16 protein-coding genes are annotated in these 16773 nt (G+C 63.8%); 9 read left to right on the forward strand and 7 right to left on the reverse strand.

What is annotated here, in order from left to right; translation table 11 throughout:
* Positions 1–78: 78 nt before the first annotated feature.
* A complete protein-coding gene (locus tag ACIQYU_RS16825; RefSeq protein WP_233688145.1) occupies positions 79–1071 on the forward strand; it encodes a hydrolase in 993 nt (330 codons plus the stop codon).
* A gap of 140 nt (positions 1072–1211) precedes the next feature.
* Here the strand turns inward: ACIQYU_RS16825 and ACIQYU_RS16830 are convergent, their stop codons facing one another.
* Complete coding sequence (locus ACIQYU_RS16830) at positions 1212–2066, reverse strand: sulfurtransferase (protein ID WP_233694065.1); 855 nt, start codon at positions 2064–2066, stop codon at positions 1212–1214.
* A 47-nt stretch (positions 2067–2113) separates the two neighbouring features.
* Complete coding sequence (locus tag ACIQYU_RS16835) at positions 2114–2779, reverse strand: TetR/AcrR family transcriptional regulator (protein WP_233688143.1); 666 nt, start codon at positions 2777–2779, stop codon at positions 2114–2116.
* Positions 2780–2930: 151 nt separating this feature from the next.
* Between ACIQYU_RS16835 and ACIQYU_RS16840 the strand changes: the two genes are divergently transcribed.
* The 5 genes from ACIQYU_RS16840 to ACIQYU_RS16860 all read left to right on the forward strand — a co-directional run bounded on the left by ACIQYU_RS16840 (position 2931) and on the right by ACIQYU_RS16860 (position 7429).
* Entirely contained in the window at positions 2931–4361 is a 1431-nt protein-coding gene (locus tag ACIQYU_RS16840) for a coniferyl aldehyde dehydrogenase (protein ID WP_402800886.1), read from the forward strand.
* A 10-nt stretch (positions 4362–4371) separates the two neighbouring features.
* A complete protein-coding gene (locus ACIQYU_RS16845; protein WP_233688141.1) occupies positions 4372–4857 on the forward strand; it encodes a twin-arginine translocation pathway signal protein in 486 nt (161 codons plus the stop codon).
* 21 nt (positions 4858–4878) lie between these two features.
* Positions 4879–6477: a GMC family oxidoreductase N-terminal domain-containing protein gene (locus tag ACIQYU_RS16850; RefSeq protein WP_402800890.1), complete on the forward strand. Its 1599-nt coding sequence runs from the start codon at positions 4879–4881 to the stop codon at positions 6475–6477.
* A gap of 112 nt (positions 6478–6589) precedes the next feature.
* On the forward strand, positions 6590–7069 hold the full coding sequence (gene coaD, locus ACIQYU_RS16855; RefSeq protein WP_003249065.1) for a pantetheine-phosphate adenylyltransferase: 480 nt from the start codon (positions 6590–6592) through the stop codon (positions 7067–7069).
* A gap of 108 nt (positions 7070–7177) precedes the next feature.
* On the forward strand, positions 7178–7429 hold the full coding sequence (locus ACIQYU_RS16860; protein WP_013974644.1) for a YfhL family 4Fe-4S dicluster ferredoxin: 252 nt from the start codon (positions 7178–7180) through the stop codon (positions 7427–7429).
* A gap of 168 nt (positions 7430–7597) precedes the next feature.
* Here the strand turns inward: ACIQYU_RS16860 and mutM are convergent, their stop codons facing one another.
* Together mutM and ACIQYU_RS16870 are read right to left on the reverse strand one after the other, a co-directional pair.
* Positions 7598–8410 (reverse strand): bifunctional DNA-formamidopyrimidine glycosylase/DNA-(apurinic or apyrimidinic site) lyase, encoded by an 813-nt coding sequence (gene mutM / locus ACIQYU_RS16865; protein ID WP_233688139.1) that lies wholly within the window; start codon positions 8408–8410, stop codon positions 7598–7600.
* Positions 8411–8413: 3 nt separating this feature from the next.
* Entirely contained in the window at positions 8414–9232 is an 819-nt protein-coding gene (locus ACIQYU_RS16870; RefSeq protein WP_233688159.1) for an HDOD domain-containing protein, read from the reverse strand.
* 339 nt (positions 9233–9571) lie between these two features.
* On the opposite strand from ACIQYU_RS16870, the gene ACIQYU_RS16875 reads away from it, so the two are divergent.
* The gene (locus ACIQYU_RS16875; protein WP_233688138.1) at positions 9572–10768 is read left to right on the forward strand and encodes a class I SAM-dependent rRNA methyltransferase; all 1197 of its coding nucleotides are present in this window, start codon (positions 9572–9574) and stop codon (positions 10766–10768) included.
* 140 nt (positions 10769–10908) lie between these two features.
* Here the strand turns inward: ACIQYU_RS16875 and ACIQYU_RS16880 are convergent, their stop codons facing one another.
* Positions 10909–11565 (reverse strand): magnesium transporter, encoded by a 657-nt coding sequence (locus ACIQYU_RS16880; RefSeq protein ID WP_233688137.1) that lies wholly within the window; start codon positions 11563–11565, stop codon positions 10909–10911.
* Positions 11566–12042: 477 nt separating this feature from the next.
* On the opposite strand from ACIQYU_RS16880, the gene ilvD reads away from it, so the two are divergent.
* A complete protein-coding gene (gene ilvD / locus ACIQYU_RS16885; RefSeq protein ID WP_063912093.1) occupies positions 12043–13884 on the forward strand; it encodes a dihydroxy-acid dehydratase in 1842 nt (613 codons plus the stop codon).
* 70 nt (positions 13885–13954) lie between these two features.
* Here the strand turns inward: ilvD and ACIQYU_RS16890 are convergent, their stop codons facing one another.
* Positions 13955–14809 carry a LysR family transcriptional regulator gene (locus ACIQYU_RS16890; protein WP_402800896.1) on the reverse strand — a complete coding sequence of 285 codons (855 nt, stop codon included), beginning with the start codon at positions 14807–14809 and terminating at the stop codon, positions 13955–13957.
* Between the two features lie 139 nt (positions 14810–14948).
* On the opposite strand from ACIQYU_RS16890, the gene ACIQYU_RS16895 reads away from it, so the two are divergent.
* Positions 14949–15617 carry an FMN-dependent NADH-azoreductase gene (locus tag ACIQYU_RS16895; RefSeq protein WP_015272171.1) on the forward strand — a complete coding sequence of 223 codons (669 nt, stop codon included), beginning with the start codon at positions 14949–14951 and terminating at the stop codon, positions 15615–15617.
* A gap of 9 nt (positions 15618–15626) precedes the next feature.
* Here ACIQYU_RS16895 and ACIQYU_RS16900 read toward each other — a convergent pair whose 3' ends face one another.
* Entirely contained in the window at positions 15627–16682 is a 1056-nt protein-coding gene (locus ACIQYU_RS16900; RefSeq protein ID WP_233688135.1) for a haloacid dehalogenase-like hydrolase, read from the reverse strand.
* Positions 16683–16773 lie beyond the last annotated feature (91 nt).

Consider the following 16773-nt stretch of genomic DNA (forward strand, 5'->3'; position numbering starts at 1 on the left):
GCCACCACCGACCAATAGCGCAGGTACAGTGCCGCTGTTTCATGGCACTCTAGGCAGGCACATCACGAGTCGCCCAGCATGCCCAGCCCCAGCGCCACATTCCGCCCGGCCATCGGCCTGTCCAACCCCCACCTGCAAACCCTGTGGGGGCCACTGTGGCGCAAGCTGCCCGAACTGCAGCGCAACCGCGAGCGGCTGTGGCTGGCCGATGGCGACTTCATCGACCTGGACTGGCACGGCCCGCACCAGCCGCATGCTCCGCTGGTGCTGGTGCTGCACGGGTTGACCGGTTCGTCCAACTCGCCCTACGTCAAAGGCTTGCAGCAAGCGCTGCAAGGCCGCGGCTGGGCCAGCGTGGCAGTGAACTGGCGCGGTTGCTCGGGCGAGCCCAACCTGCTGCCACGCAGCTACCATTCCGGCGCCAGCGAAGACCTGGCGGAAATAGTCAACCACCTGCGCGCCCAGCGGCCGTTGGCGCCGTTGTATGCGGTGGGTTATTCGCTGGGCGGCAATGTGCTGCTGAAATACCTGGGCGAAAGCGGAGTCGCCAGCCAGTTGCAGGCGGCGGTGGCAGTGTCGGTGCCATTTCGCCTGGACCACTGCGCCGACCGCATCGGCCAGGGCTTTTCAAAGGTGTACCAGGCGCATTTCATGCGCGAGATGCTGGCGTATGTGCAGCTCAAGCAGCGGCACTTCCACGACAAGGGCCAGCATGAACGGCTGGCGGCGCTGCAACGGCTGGGGCCGCTGGGCAACCTGCGCACCTTCTGGGACTTCGACGGCAAGGTTACCGCACCACTGAATGGCTTTCGCGATGCCCACGATTACTACCGCCGTTCATCGAGTCATTTCTTCCTCGGCCAGAACCGCACGCCGACGCTGATCATCCATTCCAGCGATGACCCTTTCGTCGCCGGCCACAGCCTGCCAACTGCCCGCGAACTGGCGCCGCAGACCCGCTTCGAACTGCACAGCCGCGGCGGCCATGTGGGCTTTGTCGATGGCAGCCTGCGTAACCCGGGGTACTACCTGGAGCGGCGGATTCCACAGTGGCTGTTGGAAGGCACATAAACGATTGTTTTGCAGGAACTCTGTGGAAGCGGGCGCGCCCGCGAACACCGGCGCAGCCGGTGCCAGCCACCGCGTTGCATGCTTCGCGGGCTCGCCCGCTCCCACAGGGCCTGGGCGATCTTCTACAGGATTTGACCGGCTTATTCGCCAGTGGCTACGCCATGCTGCGGATCGTTGATCCACTCACTCCACGACCCGGCATACAGCTTGCCCAGCGGATACCCGGCCAACGCCAGGGCAAACAGGTTATGACACGCCGTCACCCCTGACCCGCAATACGCCACCAACTGCTCCGGCGCCCGCCCGGCCAGTTTCTCGGCAAAGCGCTGTTTGAGCTGATCCGCCGGCAAAAAGCGCCCATCATCCCCCAGGTTGTCGGTAAACGCCGCACACTGCGCCCCGGGAATATGCCCCGCCACCGGGTCGATCGGTTCCACTTCGCCACGGAAGCGCGGCAAGGCACGCGCATCGATCAAGGTCAGGTCTGCGTCACCCAGGCGCTTGGCGAGGTGCTCGGCATCGATCAGCAGCTTGCCGTCCGGCTCACCGTTGAAGGTGCCTTCCCGCTTGAGCGGTGGGTCCAGGCTCAGCGGCAGGTGCGCCGCATGCCAGGCCTTCAGGCCACCGTCGAGGATCGCAACGCCGCTGCGCTTGCCCAGCCAGGCCAGCAGCCACCAGGCACGGGCGGCATAAGCGCCGGGGCCGTCATCGTACAGCACCACCTCGCTGTCGTCGTCCAGGCCCCACTCGCGCAGGCGCTCGACCAGCCGACGCGGATCCGGCAACGGGTGGCGCCCGGTGCGCCCCTTGCTCACCGGCCCGCTGAGGTCACGCTCCAGGTCGGCAAAATGCGCCCCGGCAATATGCCCCAAGGCATAGCTGCGTTGGCCATAGTCCACATCCTCGAGGGCAAAGCGGCAGTCGAGAATCACCAACTTGGGCGAGCCCAGACGCTCGGCCAACTGCTGCGGGGTGATCAATTGCGCAAGGGGCATGACAATCTCCTGATCGATGGCACTATCGATAGCACTGGGGCCCCGGGCTAGTGCTCCAGGGCCTGGTTGAACGGTACATGGAATTCCTGGCACAGGGCGTCCACGGCATTGCGGGCGTTATCGGTGACGAAGCCGAGCTCCAGCACCAGTACCTGGTAGACGCCACGCTTGAAGGCTTCTTCACCCAGGTGCGCGGAATGCTCCCGCGTGGTACTGAGAAAACGTACCCAGGACGTCAGCACGATCCAGGCGTTGATGGTCAGCGATTCGATCTGCGCCGGCGCCATGGCCAGGATGCCCGCCTCGACGAAGCCACGGTAGATCGCCTGGCCCTGGCGCAGGCAGCGCTCGGAAAAGCGCCGGTAACGAGCGGCCAGCTCCGGGTCGCTGTCCAGCAGGTGCTCCAGGTCGCGGTGCAGGAAGCGGTAGTTCCACATCGCCGCCAGCAACGCCTTTAGGTAGAAGCGCTTGTCCTCCACAGTCGGCGCACGGCCTTGTGGCGGGCGCAGGAAGCTGTCCACCAGTTCTTCGTACTGGCTGAACAACAGGGCAATGATCGCCTGCTTGTTGGGGAAGTGGTAATACAGGTTGCCGGGCGAAATTTCCATGTGCGCGGCAATGTGGTTGGTACTGACGCTGCGTTCGCCCTGCTGGTTGAACAGCTCCAGGCTGTTCTGCACGATGCGCTCTCGGGTCTTCATGCGCGGGGCCATGCTCAGCTCCCAGTCTGCGGGCCTTCATCAAAGGGTCATCTTACGGCGTATTGGCGGTGGAATGCACCGCTCGACAGCGCGGAAAAATTCGCACCATCGTACAAATTAGAGTATAGGCTCTAGGGATTCCCTGCCCGGACTCGAAGCCGCCATGAACTCGCCCAGTGCCTTGCCCCCTGTGCAATTCGACCTCGACCTTGCGGCGACGTTCGCCGCCCAGCGCCAGGCCTTTGCCGGCAACCCATTGCCGCCGGCCGCGCAGCGGCGCCAATGGCTGAAAAGCCTGCGTGCAGCCTTGCTGGCCGGCCAGGCCGAACTGATCGAGGCCATCGGCGAGGACTTTGAAGGGCGCAGCGCCGACGAGACCCTGCTGGCCGAACTGCTGCCCTCGGTGCAAGGCCTGCGCCACGCCGAAAAGAACCTGCAACGCTGGATGCGCGCCAGTCGGCGCAGGGTCGGCCTGGCCTTCCAGCCGGCCAGCGCACAGGTACGCTACCAACCCCTGGGCGTGGTCGGCATCATCGTGCCGTGGAACTACCCGCTGTTCCTTGCCATCGGCCCACTGACCTGTGCCCTGGCCGCCGGCAACCGGGTCATGCTCAAGCTCAGCGAAGCCACGCCTGCCACTGGCCTGGCGCTTAAGCAGTTGCTGGAGCGGGTGTTCCCCTGTGACCTGGTCAGCGTGGTGCTCGGCGAGGTTGAGGTAGGCCAGGCCTTTGCCCGCCTGCCGTTCGACCACCTGCTGTTCACCGGCGCCACCAGCGTGGGTCGCCAGGTAATGCTGGCTGCAGCGCACAGCCTGACCCCGGTCACCCTGGAACTGGGTGGCAAGTCACCGGCCATAGTCTCGGCCGACGTACCGCTGGACAGCGCCGCCGAGCGCATCGCCTTCGGCAAGACCCTCAACGCGGGCCAGACCTGCGTTGCCCCCGATTACGTGCTGGTGCCGCGCGAGCGGCTGGAGGCCTTCAGCGACGCCTACCAGCGTGCCGTCCGCCGTCTGTACCCGCGCATCGCCGACAACCCCGACTACACCGCCATCATCAACCCGCGCCAACTGCAGCGTTTGCAGCACCTGCTGGACGATGCCCACGCCAAAGGGGCGCAGGTGCTCGACCTGTACCCCGGCGAAACCCGCCAGGGCCGGCGCCTGCCGCCGCACCTGCTGCTGGACGTGAACGACGGCATGCAGGTGATGCAGGATGAAATCTTCGGCCCGCTGCTGCCGCTGCTGCCCTACGACAGCCTTGAGCAGGCACTGGCCTACATCAACCAGCGCCCCCGCCCGCTGGCGCTGTACTACTTCGGCCATGACCGCGCCGGCCAGGAGCAGGTGTTGCGCCACACCCACTCCGGTGGAGTGTGCCTGAACGACACCCTGCTGCACGTCGCCCAGGACGACTTGCCATTCGGCGGCATCGGCCCTTCAGGCATGGGCCATTACCATGGCCATGACGGCTTCCTGACCTTCAGCAAGGCCAAGGCGGTACTGGCCAAGCAGCGCTTCAACGCTACCAGGCTGGTCTACCCGCCTTATGGCAAAGCCTTGCAGCGCCTGGTCTTCAAGCTGTTCATCCGCTGAGGGCCAGCCCATGCACCGCCGCGAACTGCTGCGCTTCAGCCTTGGTGCCAGCGTCTTTCTGGCCGGTACCAGCCTGGTCGGCTGCAGCGCACAAACAGCCGCGACCGGCTACCAGGTATTGCGCAACGACGACCTGCCGCTGCTGCGCGCGATGATCCCGGTGGTACTGGCCGGTACGCAGGCCGCCGAGACCCTGGTGCTGCACAGCCTCGACCACAAGCTGGCGGCGCTGTCGCCGGAAATGCTCAAGCTCACCCGGCAGTTGTTCGACGTGCTCAGCCTGCCGCTCACCCGTGGTCCCCTGACCGGTGTCTGGGGCGCCTGGGACCAAGCCAGCGCCGCGCAGGTCACGGCCTTCCTGCAACGTTGGCAGGACAGCTCGCTGAACCTGCTGCGCATGGGCCACGCCTCGCTGCTGCAGTTGCTGCAGATGGCCTGGTACGAACGCCCCGAATCCTGGGCCGCCTGCGGCTACCCGGGGCCACCGAAAATCTGAAAACAATCAAGAGCAGCGCCAATGCCTGTCCCCGACCCGTTTCGCCAAGGCCTGGAAAGCGGCTGGATCACCCATGACGCCTCGCGCCTGACACACGATCTCACGCTGGAAGCCGACGTTGCCGTGATCGGCAGCGGTGCCGGTGGCGCTACCAGCGCGCAGATGCTCAGTACTGCCAGCTTCAAGGTATTGCTGATCGAAGAAGGCCCGCTGAAGACCAGCAGCGATTTCCACCTGCTGGAAAACGAAGCCTATGCCAGCCTGTACCAGGAAGGCCTGGGCCGCATGAGCAAGGACGGCGCCATCACCATCCTCCAGGGCCGCGCCGTGGGCGGCACCACGCTGGTCAACTGGACCTCGAGCTTTCGCACCCCGCCACAGACCTTGGCGCACTGGGCCACGGCCCACAACGTGACGGGCCTGGGCGAGGCGCAAATGCGCCCCTGGTTCGAACGCATCGAGCAGGAGCTGGGCATCACCCCCTGGGCCCTGCCACCGAATGCCAACAACGACGTGCTGCGCCGTGGCTGCGAACAGCTGGGCTACCGCTGGGCGGTGATCCCGCGCAACGTGCGCGGCTGCTGGAACCTGGGCTACTGCGGCATGGGTTGCCCGGTAAATGCCAAGCAATCGATGCTGGTAACCCGTATTCCCGCCACCCTCGAACAGGGCGGCGAGCTGCTGTACCTGGCTCGGGCCGAGCGCTTCGAACACAACGGCGAGCGCATCCAGGGCCTGACCTGCCAGACGCTGGATCCCCAGGGCATACACCCCACAGGCCGGCTGGTTCGTGTTCGCGCGCGTCACTACATCCTCGCCGGTGGCGGCATCAACAGCCCGGCCCTGTTGCTGCGTTCCGACGCGCCCGACCCGCATGGCCGCCTGGGCAAACGTACCTTCCTGCACTTGGTCAACTTCAGCGCAGCACGCTTCAACGAGCGTATCGACCCCTACTACGGCGCCCCGCAGTCCATCTATAGCGACCATTTCCAATGGCAAGGCGGCAGCGACGGCCCGATCGGCTACAAGCTGGAAGTACCGCCCTTGCACCCGGCCTTGGCCAGCACCCTGCTGGGCGGGCACGGCCACGAGAATGCCCTGCGCATGGCCGAACTGCCGCATACCCACGTGATGCTGGCACTGCTGCGTGACGGGTTCCACCCGCAAAGCCAGGGCGGGGCCGTGGAGCTGCGCGGCGATGGCTCACCAGTGCTCGATTACCCGGTCACCGACTACCTGCGCGACGGCCTGCGCCGCGCCTACCGCAGCATGGCGCAGATCCAGTTCGCCGCCGGCGCCACCCAGGTTACCCCCGTGCACAGCGATGCCAGCGCCGCGTCCAGCCTGGAACAGGCCTTGGCCATGATCGACAAGTTGCGCCTGGAGCCGTTCCGCACACGCCTGGGCAGCGCCCACGTGATGGGTGGCTGCGCCTTCGGCGACGACCCGCGCCAGGCGGTGTGCGACAGCCTGGGCCGCCATCACCAGCTGGAAAACCTGTCGATTCACGACGGTTCGCTGTTCCCCACCAGCATTGGTGCCAACCCGCAACTGTCGGTGTATGCCATCAGCGCCAGGCTCACCGAAGCACTGGTCGCCCGCCTGGCACACAGCGCATGACAAGCAACTGGGCCCCTGTCTATAGTGCCATCAGCCGGCCGCATGACTTGGCCGGGGCGCCGTCGCTGCGCTACCATCCGACTCCCCAACGCACTCCAGCCAGGATGACGCGATGAACCGAGTGTTGTACCCGGGTACTTTCGACCCCATTACCAAAGGCCATGGCGACCTGGTCGAGCGCGCCTCGCGGCTGTTCGACCACGTGATCATCGCGGTGGCGGCCAGCCCCAAGAAAAACCCGCTGTTCCCGCTGGAACAACGGGTGGAGCTCGCCCGTGAGGTCACCAAGCACCTGCCCAATGTCGAAGTCATCGGCTTCTCCTCGCTGCTGGCGCATTTCGCCAAGGAACAGGGCGCGAACGTCTTCCTGCGCGGCCTGCGTGCGGTGTCCGACTTCGAGTACGAGTTCCAGCTGGCGAACATGAACCGGCAACTGGCGCCCGACGTCGAGAGCCTGTTCCTCACGCCTTCGGAGCGCTACTCGTTCATTTCCTCGACCCTGGTCCGGGAAATTGCCGCGCTGGGGGGGGATATCAGCAAGTTCGTCCACCCGGTGGTGGCCGATGCGCTGACCGAACGCTTCAAGAAGTAATCTTTAGCGGCTGATCATCGCGCCCGCGTGCACTGCGGGCGCGAATGCGGCACAATTGTGCCCACTGCGTTGAACATGCCCGGGCGCTGAGCCCCGGCCGGAGTCCCCATGTCCCTGATCATCACCGACGATTGCATCAACTGCGACGTCTGCGAACCCGAGTGCCCGAACGAGGCCATCTCCCAAGGCGAAGAGATCTACGTGATCGACCCTAACCTGTGCACCCAGTGCGTAGGCCATTACGACGAGCCGCAATGCCAGCAGGTCTGCCCGGTCGACTGCATCCCGCTGGATGAGGCGCACCCGGAAACCGAAGAAGAGCTGATGGCCAAGTACCGCCGGATTACCGGCAAGGCCTGATCGCTGCCTGACCGCCTCCACGCGGTCCCTGTGTGGGAGCGGCCTTGCGTCGCGATGGGGCGCGAAGCGGCCCCAGGATTTCAGCTTCGCAGCAGAAACTGCCGGGGCCGCTGTGCGGCCCTTTCGCGACGCAAGGCCGCTCCCACAAGGGGTTCCGCGTAACTTGCCTCAGCGCTGGCAGCGCGGGCAATACACACTCGCCCGCTGCCCCAGCTTCACCTCGCGCAACTCCGTGCCGCACACCTTGCATGGCTGCCCGCCCCGCCCGTACACGAACAATTCCTGCTGGAAGTACCCCGGCTGCCCGTCGCCACCGATGAAGTCGCGTAGCGTGGTGCCGCCCTGCTCGATCGCCGCCGCCAGCACGCGCTTGATCTCGATCGCCAGCTTCAGATAGCGCGCCCGGGAAATCCCGCCCGCTTGCCGACGGGGGTCGATGCCGGCGGCAAACAGCGCCTCGGTGGCGTAGATGTTGCCCACCCCCACAACCACCGCGTTGTCCATGATGAACGGCTTGACCGCCATCGACCGCCCACGGGACAGCTGGAACAGCCGCTCGCCGTCGAACAGGTCGGTCAGCGGCTCCGGCCCCAGGCGCAGCAGCAGTTCGTGGTTGAACGGGTCCAGGCTCCACAGCATCGCGCCAAAGCGGCGCGGGTCGGTGTAGCGCAGCATCAACCCCGATTCCAGCTCGATATCCACGTGCTCATGCTTGGCTGCGGGCAAGCCCAGCTCGACCAGGCGCAGGTTGCCCGACATGCCCAGGTGACTGATCAGGGTACCGACCTCGGCATTGATCAACAGGTACTTGGCACGCCGCTCGACACTGACGATGCGCTGCCCTGACAGACGTACATCCAGGTCTTCCGGAACCGGCCAGCGCAGGCGCCGGTCACGCACCACTACCCGGCTGACACGCTGGCCTTCCAGATGGGGCGCAATACCGCGCCGGGTGGTTTCTACTTCAGGTAATTCCGGCATGTGTCAGTGCCCGCCCAACTCGCGAATGTTCTGCTTGAGGTTTTCGAAATCGTATTCCGACAAGCCAATGTAATCGAGCACCAGCGGGCCGACCACATTCCATTCGTGGTCCTCGGCCTGGTTACCCAGCACCCGGTAGGAAGCGCAGATGTGCTCGGCCATCTTCAGCACCGCCAGCAGGTTTTTCAGCTGGCTCTGGGTATTGCGCGAGCTCTCGTCGCGGAACACCGCCAAGGCGTTGTGGTGGTTGGCGATGGCCGCGCTGAGGTGCTCGGGCAGGCGCCAGGACTTGGCAGTGAAATAGCCGACCACCGAATGGTTGGTGTTGAACACGCGGTTTTCGCTGTCGACCACGCGGGTTTCCTCGTCGGCCTTGGCATAGGCCTCCTCTAGCACATCCATGTAGTCGGGGAAGCGCTTGAGCATCAGCGGCACGCCACAGTCATGGAACAGGCCGAGGGTGTAAGCCTCGTCCGCCGCCTGGATGCCGGTGCGCTTGGCCAGGGTCAGACAGGTCATCGCCACATCCTGGGCGGTGTCCCAGAAGCGGTTGAGGGTGACGATGGTCTCGTCAGTCATCTCGCCCTTGATCGACTGGGCGTTGATCAGGTTGATGATCGAACGGCTGCCCAGCAGGTTCACCGCCCGCTGGATCGAGCCGATCTTGTTGGAAAGGCCGAAATGCGGGGAGTTGACCAGCTTGAGCAAGGCCCCCGAGAGGCCCGGGTCCTGGGAAATCAGCTTGGCGATGGTTTCCAGGTCCGGGTCAGGCATGTACTGCTCGAACTGCAGGTCGACCATGATCTGCGGTTGCGGCGGGATGGTGATGCCTTGCAAGGCTTGCTGGATCTGTTCGGCGCTGAGTTCCTGGGACATACGTACACACTCTTTTGGGACCCGCGATTCTAACCCTCTAACGCGGAATGGGACCAACCACTGAATGGTTGCAGCGATTTTTTACTTCACCGGCACAGGCCTGCGCGGACGTTGTGGGAGCGGCCTTGCGTCGCGATTGGCCGCAAAGCGGCCCCGGCAATCCATGCAGCGCCGCTGAAACCCTGGGTCTGCTGCGCAGCCCTTTCGCGACACAAGGCCGCTCCCACAACGGGCGCGCGGCCAGGCAACAGGTTATAATCCCGCTCTTTTTCCCGGAGCGACGTCATGTCCCTGCCCAGCCTTCGCCTCAAAGCCAATGCCGACCGCCGCCTGCGCGCCGGCCACCTGTGGGTCTACAGCAACGAAGTCGACGTTACCGCGACCCCGCTGCAAGGCTTCCAGGCCGGCCAGCAGGCCGTTCTCGAGGCGGCCAACGGCAAGCCACTGGGTATCGTCGCACTGAGCCCGAACAACCTGATCTGTGCCCGCCTGCTGTCGCGCGACGCCAAGCTGCCGCTGGACAAGTCGCTGCTGGTGCACCGCCTGAACGTTGCCCTGTCGCTGCGCCAGCGCCTGTTCGACCAACCATGCTACCGCCTGGTCTATGGCGACTCCGACCTGCTGCCAGGCCTGGTGGTCGATCGCTTCTTCGACATCCTCGTGGTGCAGTTGGCCTCGGCAACCATGGAAGCGCACAAGGATGACGTGATTGCAGCCCTGGTACAGGTACTCAAGCCAAGCGGCATACTGTTCAAGAACGACTCCTCCGCGCGTGACGCCGAAGGCCTGCAGCGCTATGTCGAGACCGTCTATGGCGAAGTGCCGGACTGGGTGCCGCTGGAAGAGAACGGTGTCAAGTTCGAAGCCCCGGTGCGTGAAGGCCAGAAAACCGGCTGGTTCTACGACCACCGCATGAACCGTGCACGCCTGGCGCCGTACGTGAAAGGCAAGCGCGTGCTCGACCTGTTCAGTTACATCGGTGGCTGGGGCGTGCAGGCCGGTGCCTTCGGCGCCAGCGAAGTGTTCTGCGTCGATGCCTCGGGCTTTGCCCTGGACGGCGTGGAGCGTAACGCCGCGCTGAACGGCATCAGCGAGAAGCTGACCTGCATCGAAGGCGACGTGTTCGAAGCCCTGCGCGAGCTCAAGGCCGCCGAAGAGCGCTTCGACGTGATCATTGCCGACCCACCCGCCTTCATCAAACGCAAGAAAGACCTGAAAAACGGCGAAGCGGCCTACCGCCGCCTGAACGAGCAGGCCATGCGCATGCTGACCAAGGACGGCATCCTGGTCAGCGCCTCGTGCTCCATGCACCTGCCCGAGGACGACCTGCACAACATCCTGCTGACCAGCGCCCGCCACCTGGACCGCAACATGCAACTGCTCGAGCGCGGCGGCCAAGGCCCGGACCACCCGGTGCACCCGGCCATCGCCGAAACCCGCTACATCAAGAGCATCACCTGCCGGTTGCTGCCCAACAGCTGACCGAGAAGCAAACGGCCTGCACCGGCCCCATCGCCGGCAAGCCAGCCCCCACAGGATCACCACAGCCCTCGAGACCTGTGCAGTACCTGTAGGAGCTGGCTTGCCGGCGATGAGGCCGGTGAAACCAGCACGAGACAGTGTCAGATCCCCAACACCTGCGTCGCTATCCCGAAATACACCAGCACCCCCGCCGCATCGGCAATCGATGTGATCAGCGGCCCACTGGCCGTGGCCGGGTCCAGCTTGAAGCGGCTGAGCAGGAACGGCAGGCTCATGCCGATCAGGCTGCCTACCAGCACGATCACCACCATGCTGCTGGCAACAATCAAGGCGATTTGCGGCCCGCCGCGCAGCACTCCCAAAGACGCCACTGCAATGGCCATGGTTACGCCCAACGCCAGCGCCACGCCGAATTCACGCCCCAGCATGCGCCACCAGTCACGCATCACCACGTCCCCTGTGGCCAAGCCACGTACCATCAGCGTCGCCGACTGGGCGCCGGCATTGCCGCCACTGTCCACCAGCAACGGCAGGAAGAACACCAGGGCGATGTGTGCGGCTATGGTTTCCTCGAATGCGGCAATACCCGCCCCGGAAAACAGGTTGCCAAACACCAGCACCACCAGCCATAGCACACGCTTGCGGTAAAGCAGCCCAAGGGTTGCATCCCGCAGGTTTCCAACATGGTTGGTGATCGAAGCGCCTTTGTGAAAATCCTCGGTCGCTTCGCGCCGCTGCGCCTCAAGGGCTGCGTGGGTCTCCGGTTGAAGGATGTTTTTATCGATTTGATTTTGCATGAAGTTCTCCAGGCGCCGACCCAGGCGCCCACAGACTTCAGCCTTGCGGACTCAAGCCTTCGGCAGCCCTGGCGGCGGCGCGCTCAGTGCCAGATTGCAGGTTCGTGCGGAACCGGTAACTGGGAAGGTCCATTGAGGGGTATCTCGTGAAACCGCACATGCGGCGGCCGCATAATAGTTGTTCGAGGCGGGCCGGTCAGCCCCTTGGCCGCCGTTTCGGAAGCGTCCTACAAGTACCAGCCGTTAGGCCAAAGCCACCGCCTGGACACATCGCCATTCCCTCGCCGCGCCAGCGGTGTAGAATCGGCCTATTCATCGCCAGTCATCCCCGGCGGGTTTATGAGCTCTGCCCAAGCACGCGGCGATCCCGCGCGGTCTTCGGCCCCATCCGTGCCAGTGGCAACCGGCCTGCGGCGCAAAGGACAAGTGAAGCTCACTCCCCTTTTTGTGACCTGATTAAGCCGCCAGGAGTGTTTCATGCCTGATTATCGTTCCAAGACTTCCACCCAAGGCCGCAACATGGCCGGCGCCCGTGCCCTGTGGCGCGCCACCGGGATGAAGGACGAAGACTTCAAGAAACCGATCATCGCCATCGCCAACTCGTTCACCCAGTTCGTCCCGGGCCACGTGCACCTGAAGGACCTGGGCCAGCTGGTCGCCCGCGAAATCGAACGCGCCGGTGGCGTGGCCAAGGAATTCAACACCATCGCGGTCGATGACGGCATCGCCATGGGCCACGACGGCATGCTCTACTCGCTGCCAAGCCGCGAGATCATTGCCGACGCCGTGGAGTACATGGTCAACGCCCACTGCGCCGACGCCATCGTGTGCATCTCCAACTGCGACAAGATCACCCCCGGCATGCTGATGGCCGCCCTGCGCCTGAACATCCCGGTAATCTTCGTGTCCGGCGGCCCGATGGAAGCCGGCAAGACCAAGCTGGCCAGCCACGGCCTGGACCTGGTCGACGCCATGGTCATCGCCGCCGACTCCTCGGCTTCCGACGAAAAAGTCGCCGAATACGAGCGCAGCGCCTGCCCGACCTGCGGTTCGTGCTCCGGCATGTTCACCGCCAACTCGATGAACTGCCTGACCGAAGCCCTGGGCCTGGCCCTGCCGGGCAACGGTTCGACCCTGGCCACCCACGCCGACCGCGAGCAGCTGTTCCTCACCGCCGGCCGCACCATCGTCGAGCTTTGCAAGCGCTACTACGGCGAAAACGATGAGTCGGTACTGCCGCGCAACATCGCCAACTTCAAGGCGTTCGAGAACGCCATGATGCTCGACATCGCCATGGGCGGCTCGACCAACACCATCCTGCACCTGCTGGCCGCCGCCCAGGAAGCCGAGGTGGCGTTCGACCTGCGCGACATCGACCGCTTGTCGCGCAAGGTGCCGCAGCTGTGCAAGGTTGCGCCGAACATCCAGAAATATCACATGGAAGACGTGCACCGTGCCGGCGGCATCTTCAGCATCCTCGGCTCGCTGGCCCGTGGCGGCCTGTTGCACACCGACCTGCCGACCGTGCACAGCCGCAGCATGGAAGAAGCCATCGCCAAGTGGGACATCACCCAGACCGATGACGAAGCCGTGCACACCTTCTTCAAGGCCGGCCCTGCCGGCATCCCGACCCAGACCGCGTTCAGCCAGTCGACCCGCTGGCCGAGCCTGGACCTGGACCGCGCCGAAGGCTGCATCCGCAGTGTCGAGCATGCCTACTCGCAAGAAGGCGGCCTGGCCGTGCTGTACGGCAACATCGCGCTGGATGGCTGCGTAGTGAAAACCGCCGGTGTCGACGAGTCGATCCTGGTGTTCGAAGGCACCGCGAAGATCTTCGAGAGCCAGGACAGCGCCGTACGCGGCATCCTCGCCGACGAAGTGAAGGCCGGCGACATCGTGATCATCCGCTACGAAGGCCCGAAAGGTGGCCCGGGCATGCAGGAAATGCTGTACCCGACCTCGTACCTGAAGTCCAAGGGCCTGGGCAAGGCCTGCGCCCTGCTCACCGACGGCCGCTTCTCGGGCGGTACCTCGGGCCTGTCGATCGGCCACGCCTCGCCGGAAGCCGCTGCTGGTGGCGCCATCGGCCTGGTGCGCGACGGCGACAAGGTGCTGATCGACATCCCGAATCGTTCGATCAACCTGCAAGTCAGCGACGCAGAGCTGGCCGAGCGCCGTGTCGAGCAGGACAAGAAGGGCTGGAAACCGGCTGAAGTACGCCCACGCAAGGTGACCACCGCGCTGAAGGCCTATGCCCTGCTGGCGACCAGTGCCGACAAGGGCGCCGTGCGTAACAAGGCCATGCTGGAAGGGTTGTAAGGCTTTCTGGCGTTTGAAAAAGCCGGCGCCTTGTGCGCCGGCTTTTTTATGGCGCTAGAGAAATGCTGAGTCAAAGCTCCCCCCTCGAAGCACATTGGCGCAATTGCGCCAGCAGCAGGGCAACTGAGCGCTTCGGCTTCGCCACCGAGGTCAAAATGAACTGCGCTTGAGGAAGGGATGGCAGCGTTGGCACTTCCTGTAAACCTGCAGCCAGTGCGGACGACCGGGTGACTGGCGTTACACCCAGCCCACCACTGACAGCGGTTATCAGCCCCCCGGCACTTGGGCTCTGGCAAACGATCCGCCATTGTCGCCCCGCACGCGCCAGGGCTTCGATGGCGGCGGCACGGTAGGGGCATTGTTCGGAAAACACCGCCAAGGGTATTGGAGTGGTTGCATCATCGGTGGGCAGCGCAACCGGCCCTCTCGCCCAGACCAACGGCTCGGACCAAAGCAGTTCGCCACGTTCTTCGTCGCCGCAGCGGCTCCCCAACACGATATCGAGCCCACCCGATTGAACAAGTGCAAGCAGCTCGCCGGTCAGGCCGACTTTCAGGGAAACCTCTACATCGGGATGCGCCACCGAGAATCGACGCAGGCAGTCGATGATGGGGGCTTTCACCATCTCCTCGCTCAAGCCCACAAATACCATGCCTGAAACCCGACGGCCTACGCCAAGGCTCGCGAGAGCATCATCATGCAACGCCAGGATAGTGCGGGCATAACCTGCCAGCCGGGCGCCCGCTGGCGTCAGGCTGACCGAACGGGTCGTGCGCTCCAGCAATTTGTGCCCAGCTTCACTCTCCAGCCGCCTGATGTGAGCGCTGATCGCCGACTGCGTTAGATGCAGCCTCTGCGCCGCGCGCGTGAAACCACCGTTGTCGGCAACGGCAAGCAAGCTACGCAAAAGCACAGTATCGAACACAGATTAATCACCTATCTCACTCAATATGCAGAGCATACGTCATTTCTATAAACAATCATTCTGAATCAGACTTTGCGCCAAGCACCTGTGCAGTCGAACGCCAGGGGAAGTGTCACCAACGCTGCCAAGGAGAAGCCCCATGGTTGAACGTATCTTGTATGTTTGTGCCTCACCGAGAGGAGAGCGGTCCGTTTCCACTCAGATTGCAGAAGTGTTCCTGACGGCATTGGCCGAGCGCAAAGCCGTGGAGATTGACTGCCTTGACCCTTGGGAATGCGAGCTCCCCGAAGTGGATGGCGCTTTGCTCGCGGCAAAGTACGCAGGGCTTGCCGATGCCCCACTGTCAACCGCCCAGGCTGCAGCATGGGGGCAGATCAAGGCACTCGCTGAACGGTTCCACCGGGCTGATACCTTGGTGTTCAGCGTACCGCTGTGGAATTTCGGCATCCCGTACAAGCTCAAGCATCTGATCGACGCAATTTCGCACAAAGGCGTCCTGTTCACCTTCGATGAGCAAGGGTTGAATGGCATGCTGGGCGGACGTCGGGCTGTTGCAATCTACTCCCGTGGACTTGGTTACGGCTCTGACTCACAGACACCCGACCAGGCTTTTGGCCTGGAGAAGCCCTTCATCGATACGTGGTTCCGCTTCGTCGGTATTAACCAGGTGCACAGTGTCGTGGTCGAACAGACGCTTGGCCCGGTGGGGGCCAGCGTCCGTGCAAGCGCCATCGAAGCAGTGACCTTGTTGGCACAGAACATCGATCAGGAAGCGGCCCGGACTCTCATCGTGGGCCGCAACGGCTGACAGGCCTCGTTACTGGATCTGCTCCGGTGTCACGATCACCCAGTTCTTGTCCGCTGTCACCGGCAACCCTTCCTTGGCCTGCGCCGCGGCATTCCGAGCAATCATCCCGTTCATCTGGTCCATGTACTTGGCCTTGCGGTTTATCCACAGGTGGATGCCGCCCTTGCTCACATCCACGCCATGGAACTGCATGTAGCCGTCGCTGGTTGGCGTATCGCCGCCCACCAGCACCGGCTTCTTCCACTCATCGATATAGGTCAGGATCGCCGCCTGCTTGCCAGCCATCCAGGTGGCAGGGGTCCACAGGTACGGTGTCAGCTCCAGCCCCAGGTTGGCCTTGGCATCATAGTGCCCGGCACTGATCTGCTTGCGCGCGGTGGTCAGCTGGCCGCTGGCGCGGTCCTTCAGCAGCAAGCTCACGCCAATCACATTCTGCGGCTTCACGTTGTAACCGTACTTGGGGTCCGAGGCGACCATGCGCACCAGCTCTTCGGAGGCCGCCGAAATCACATACACCTCGATACCGTTCTCCATCAGCTTGTTGTACAGCTCGGCCTGGCCCTTGAAGACCTTAGGTGGCTGCACCTCGATGGTCTTGACCTGGTCGCCTTCGTAGTAGGTGCTGGGGATCGGCTTGCCGGAAGCCATCAGTTCATCCACCTGCACCTTCAACTCCTGCAGGGTAAAGCCGGAGAACACCTGGGCTACCCACGGGTAGCAGACCATGTCGTCTACTTCGCACAGCCGGTAGTAGTAACTGAACAGGCTTTCCTTGTGCTCGGCGGTATCCTTGAACGGCATCAGCTTCAGCGAGGGGTCGAGCTTGTCGCGGCTCAACAACCCCTTGTTTTCCATGAACGGCAGCAAAGCCTCTTCAAGGTCATAACGGTAACTGGTGTTGTCCATGTCGAACACCGCGTAGTTACCCTTGTTGGCATTGGCGGCGATCATGCTGTCGAGCTGTCTGGCAGCCTCGGCAGGCCAGTGTTTGAGCTCGGTGGCGAAGGTTTCGATACTGAACAGCAGGGACAGGCCGATGGCGACGGCTTTCGGAGCGAATTTCATGCACGGATCTCCTGAAATGACCCACAAACGCTAGTGCAACACCCCCTACCGACAGCCCTCGATAACGACCTCCATGCAGTTGCAAACGCCG

Origin of the sequence: Pseudomonas sp. NPDC096925, from assembly GCF_044762545.1 — a bacterium.
In the GTDB taxonomy this organism is placed as follows: domain Bacteria; phylum Pseudomonadota; class Gammaproteobacteria; order Pseudomonadales; family Pseudomonadaceae; genus Aquipseudomonas.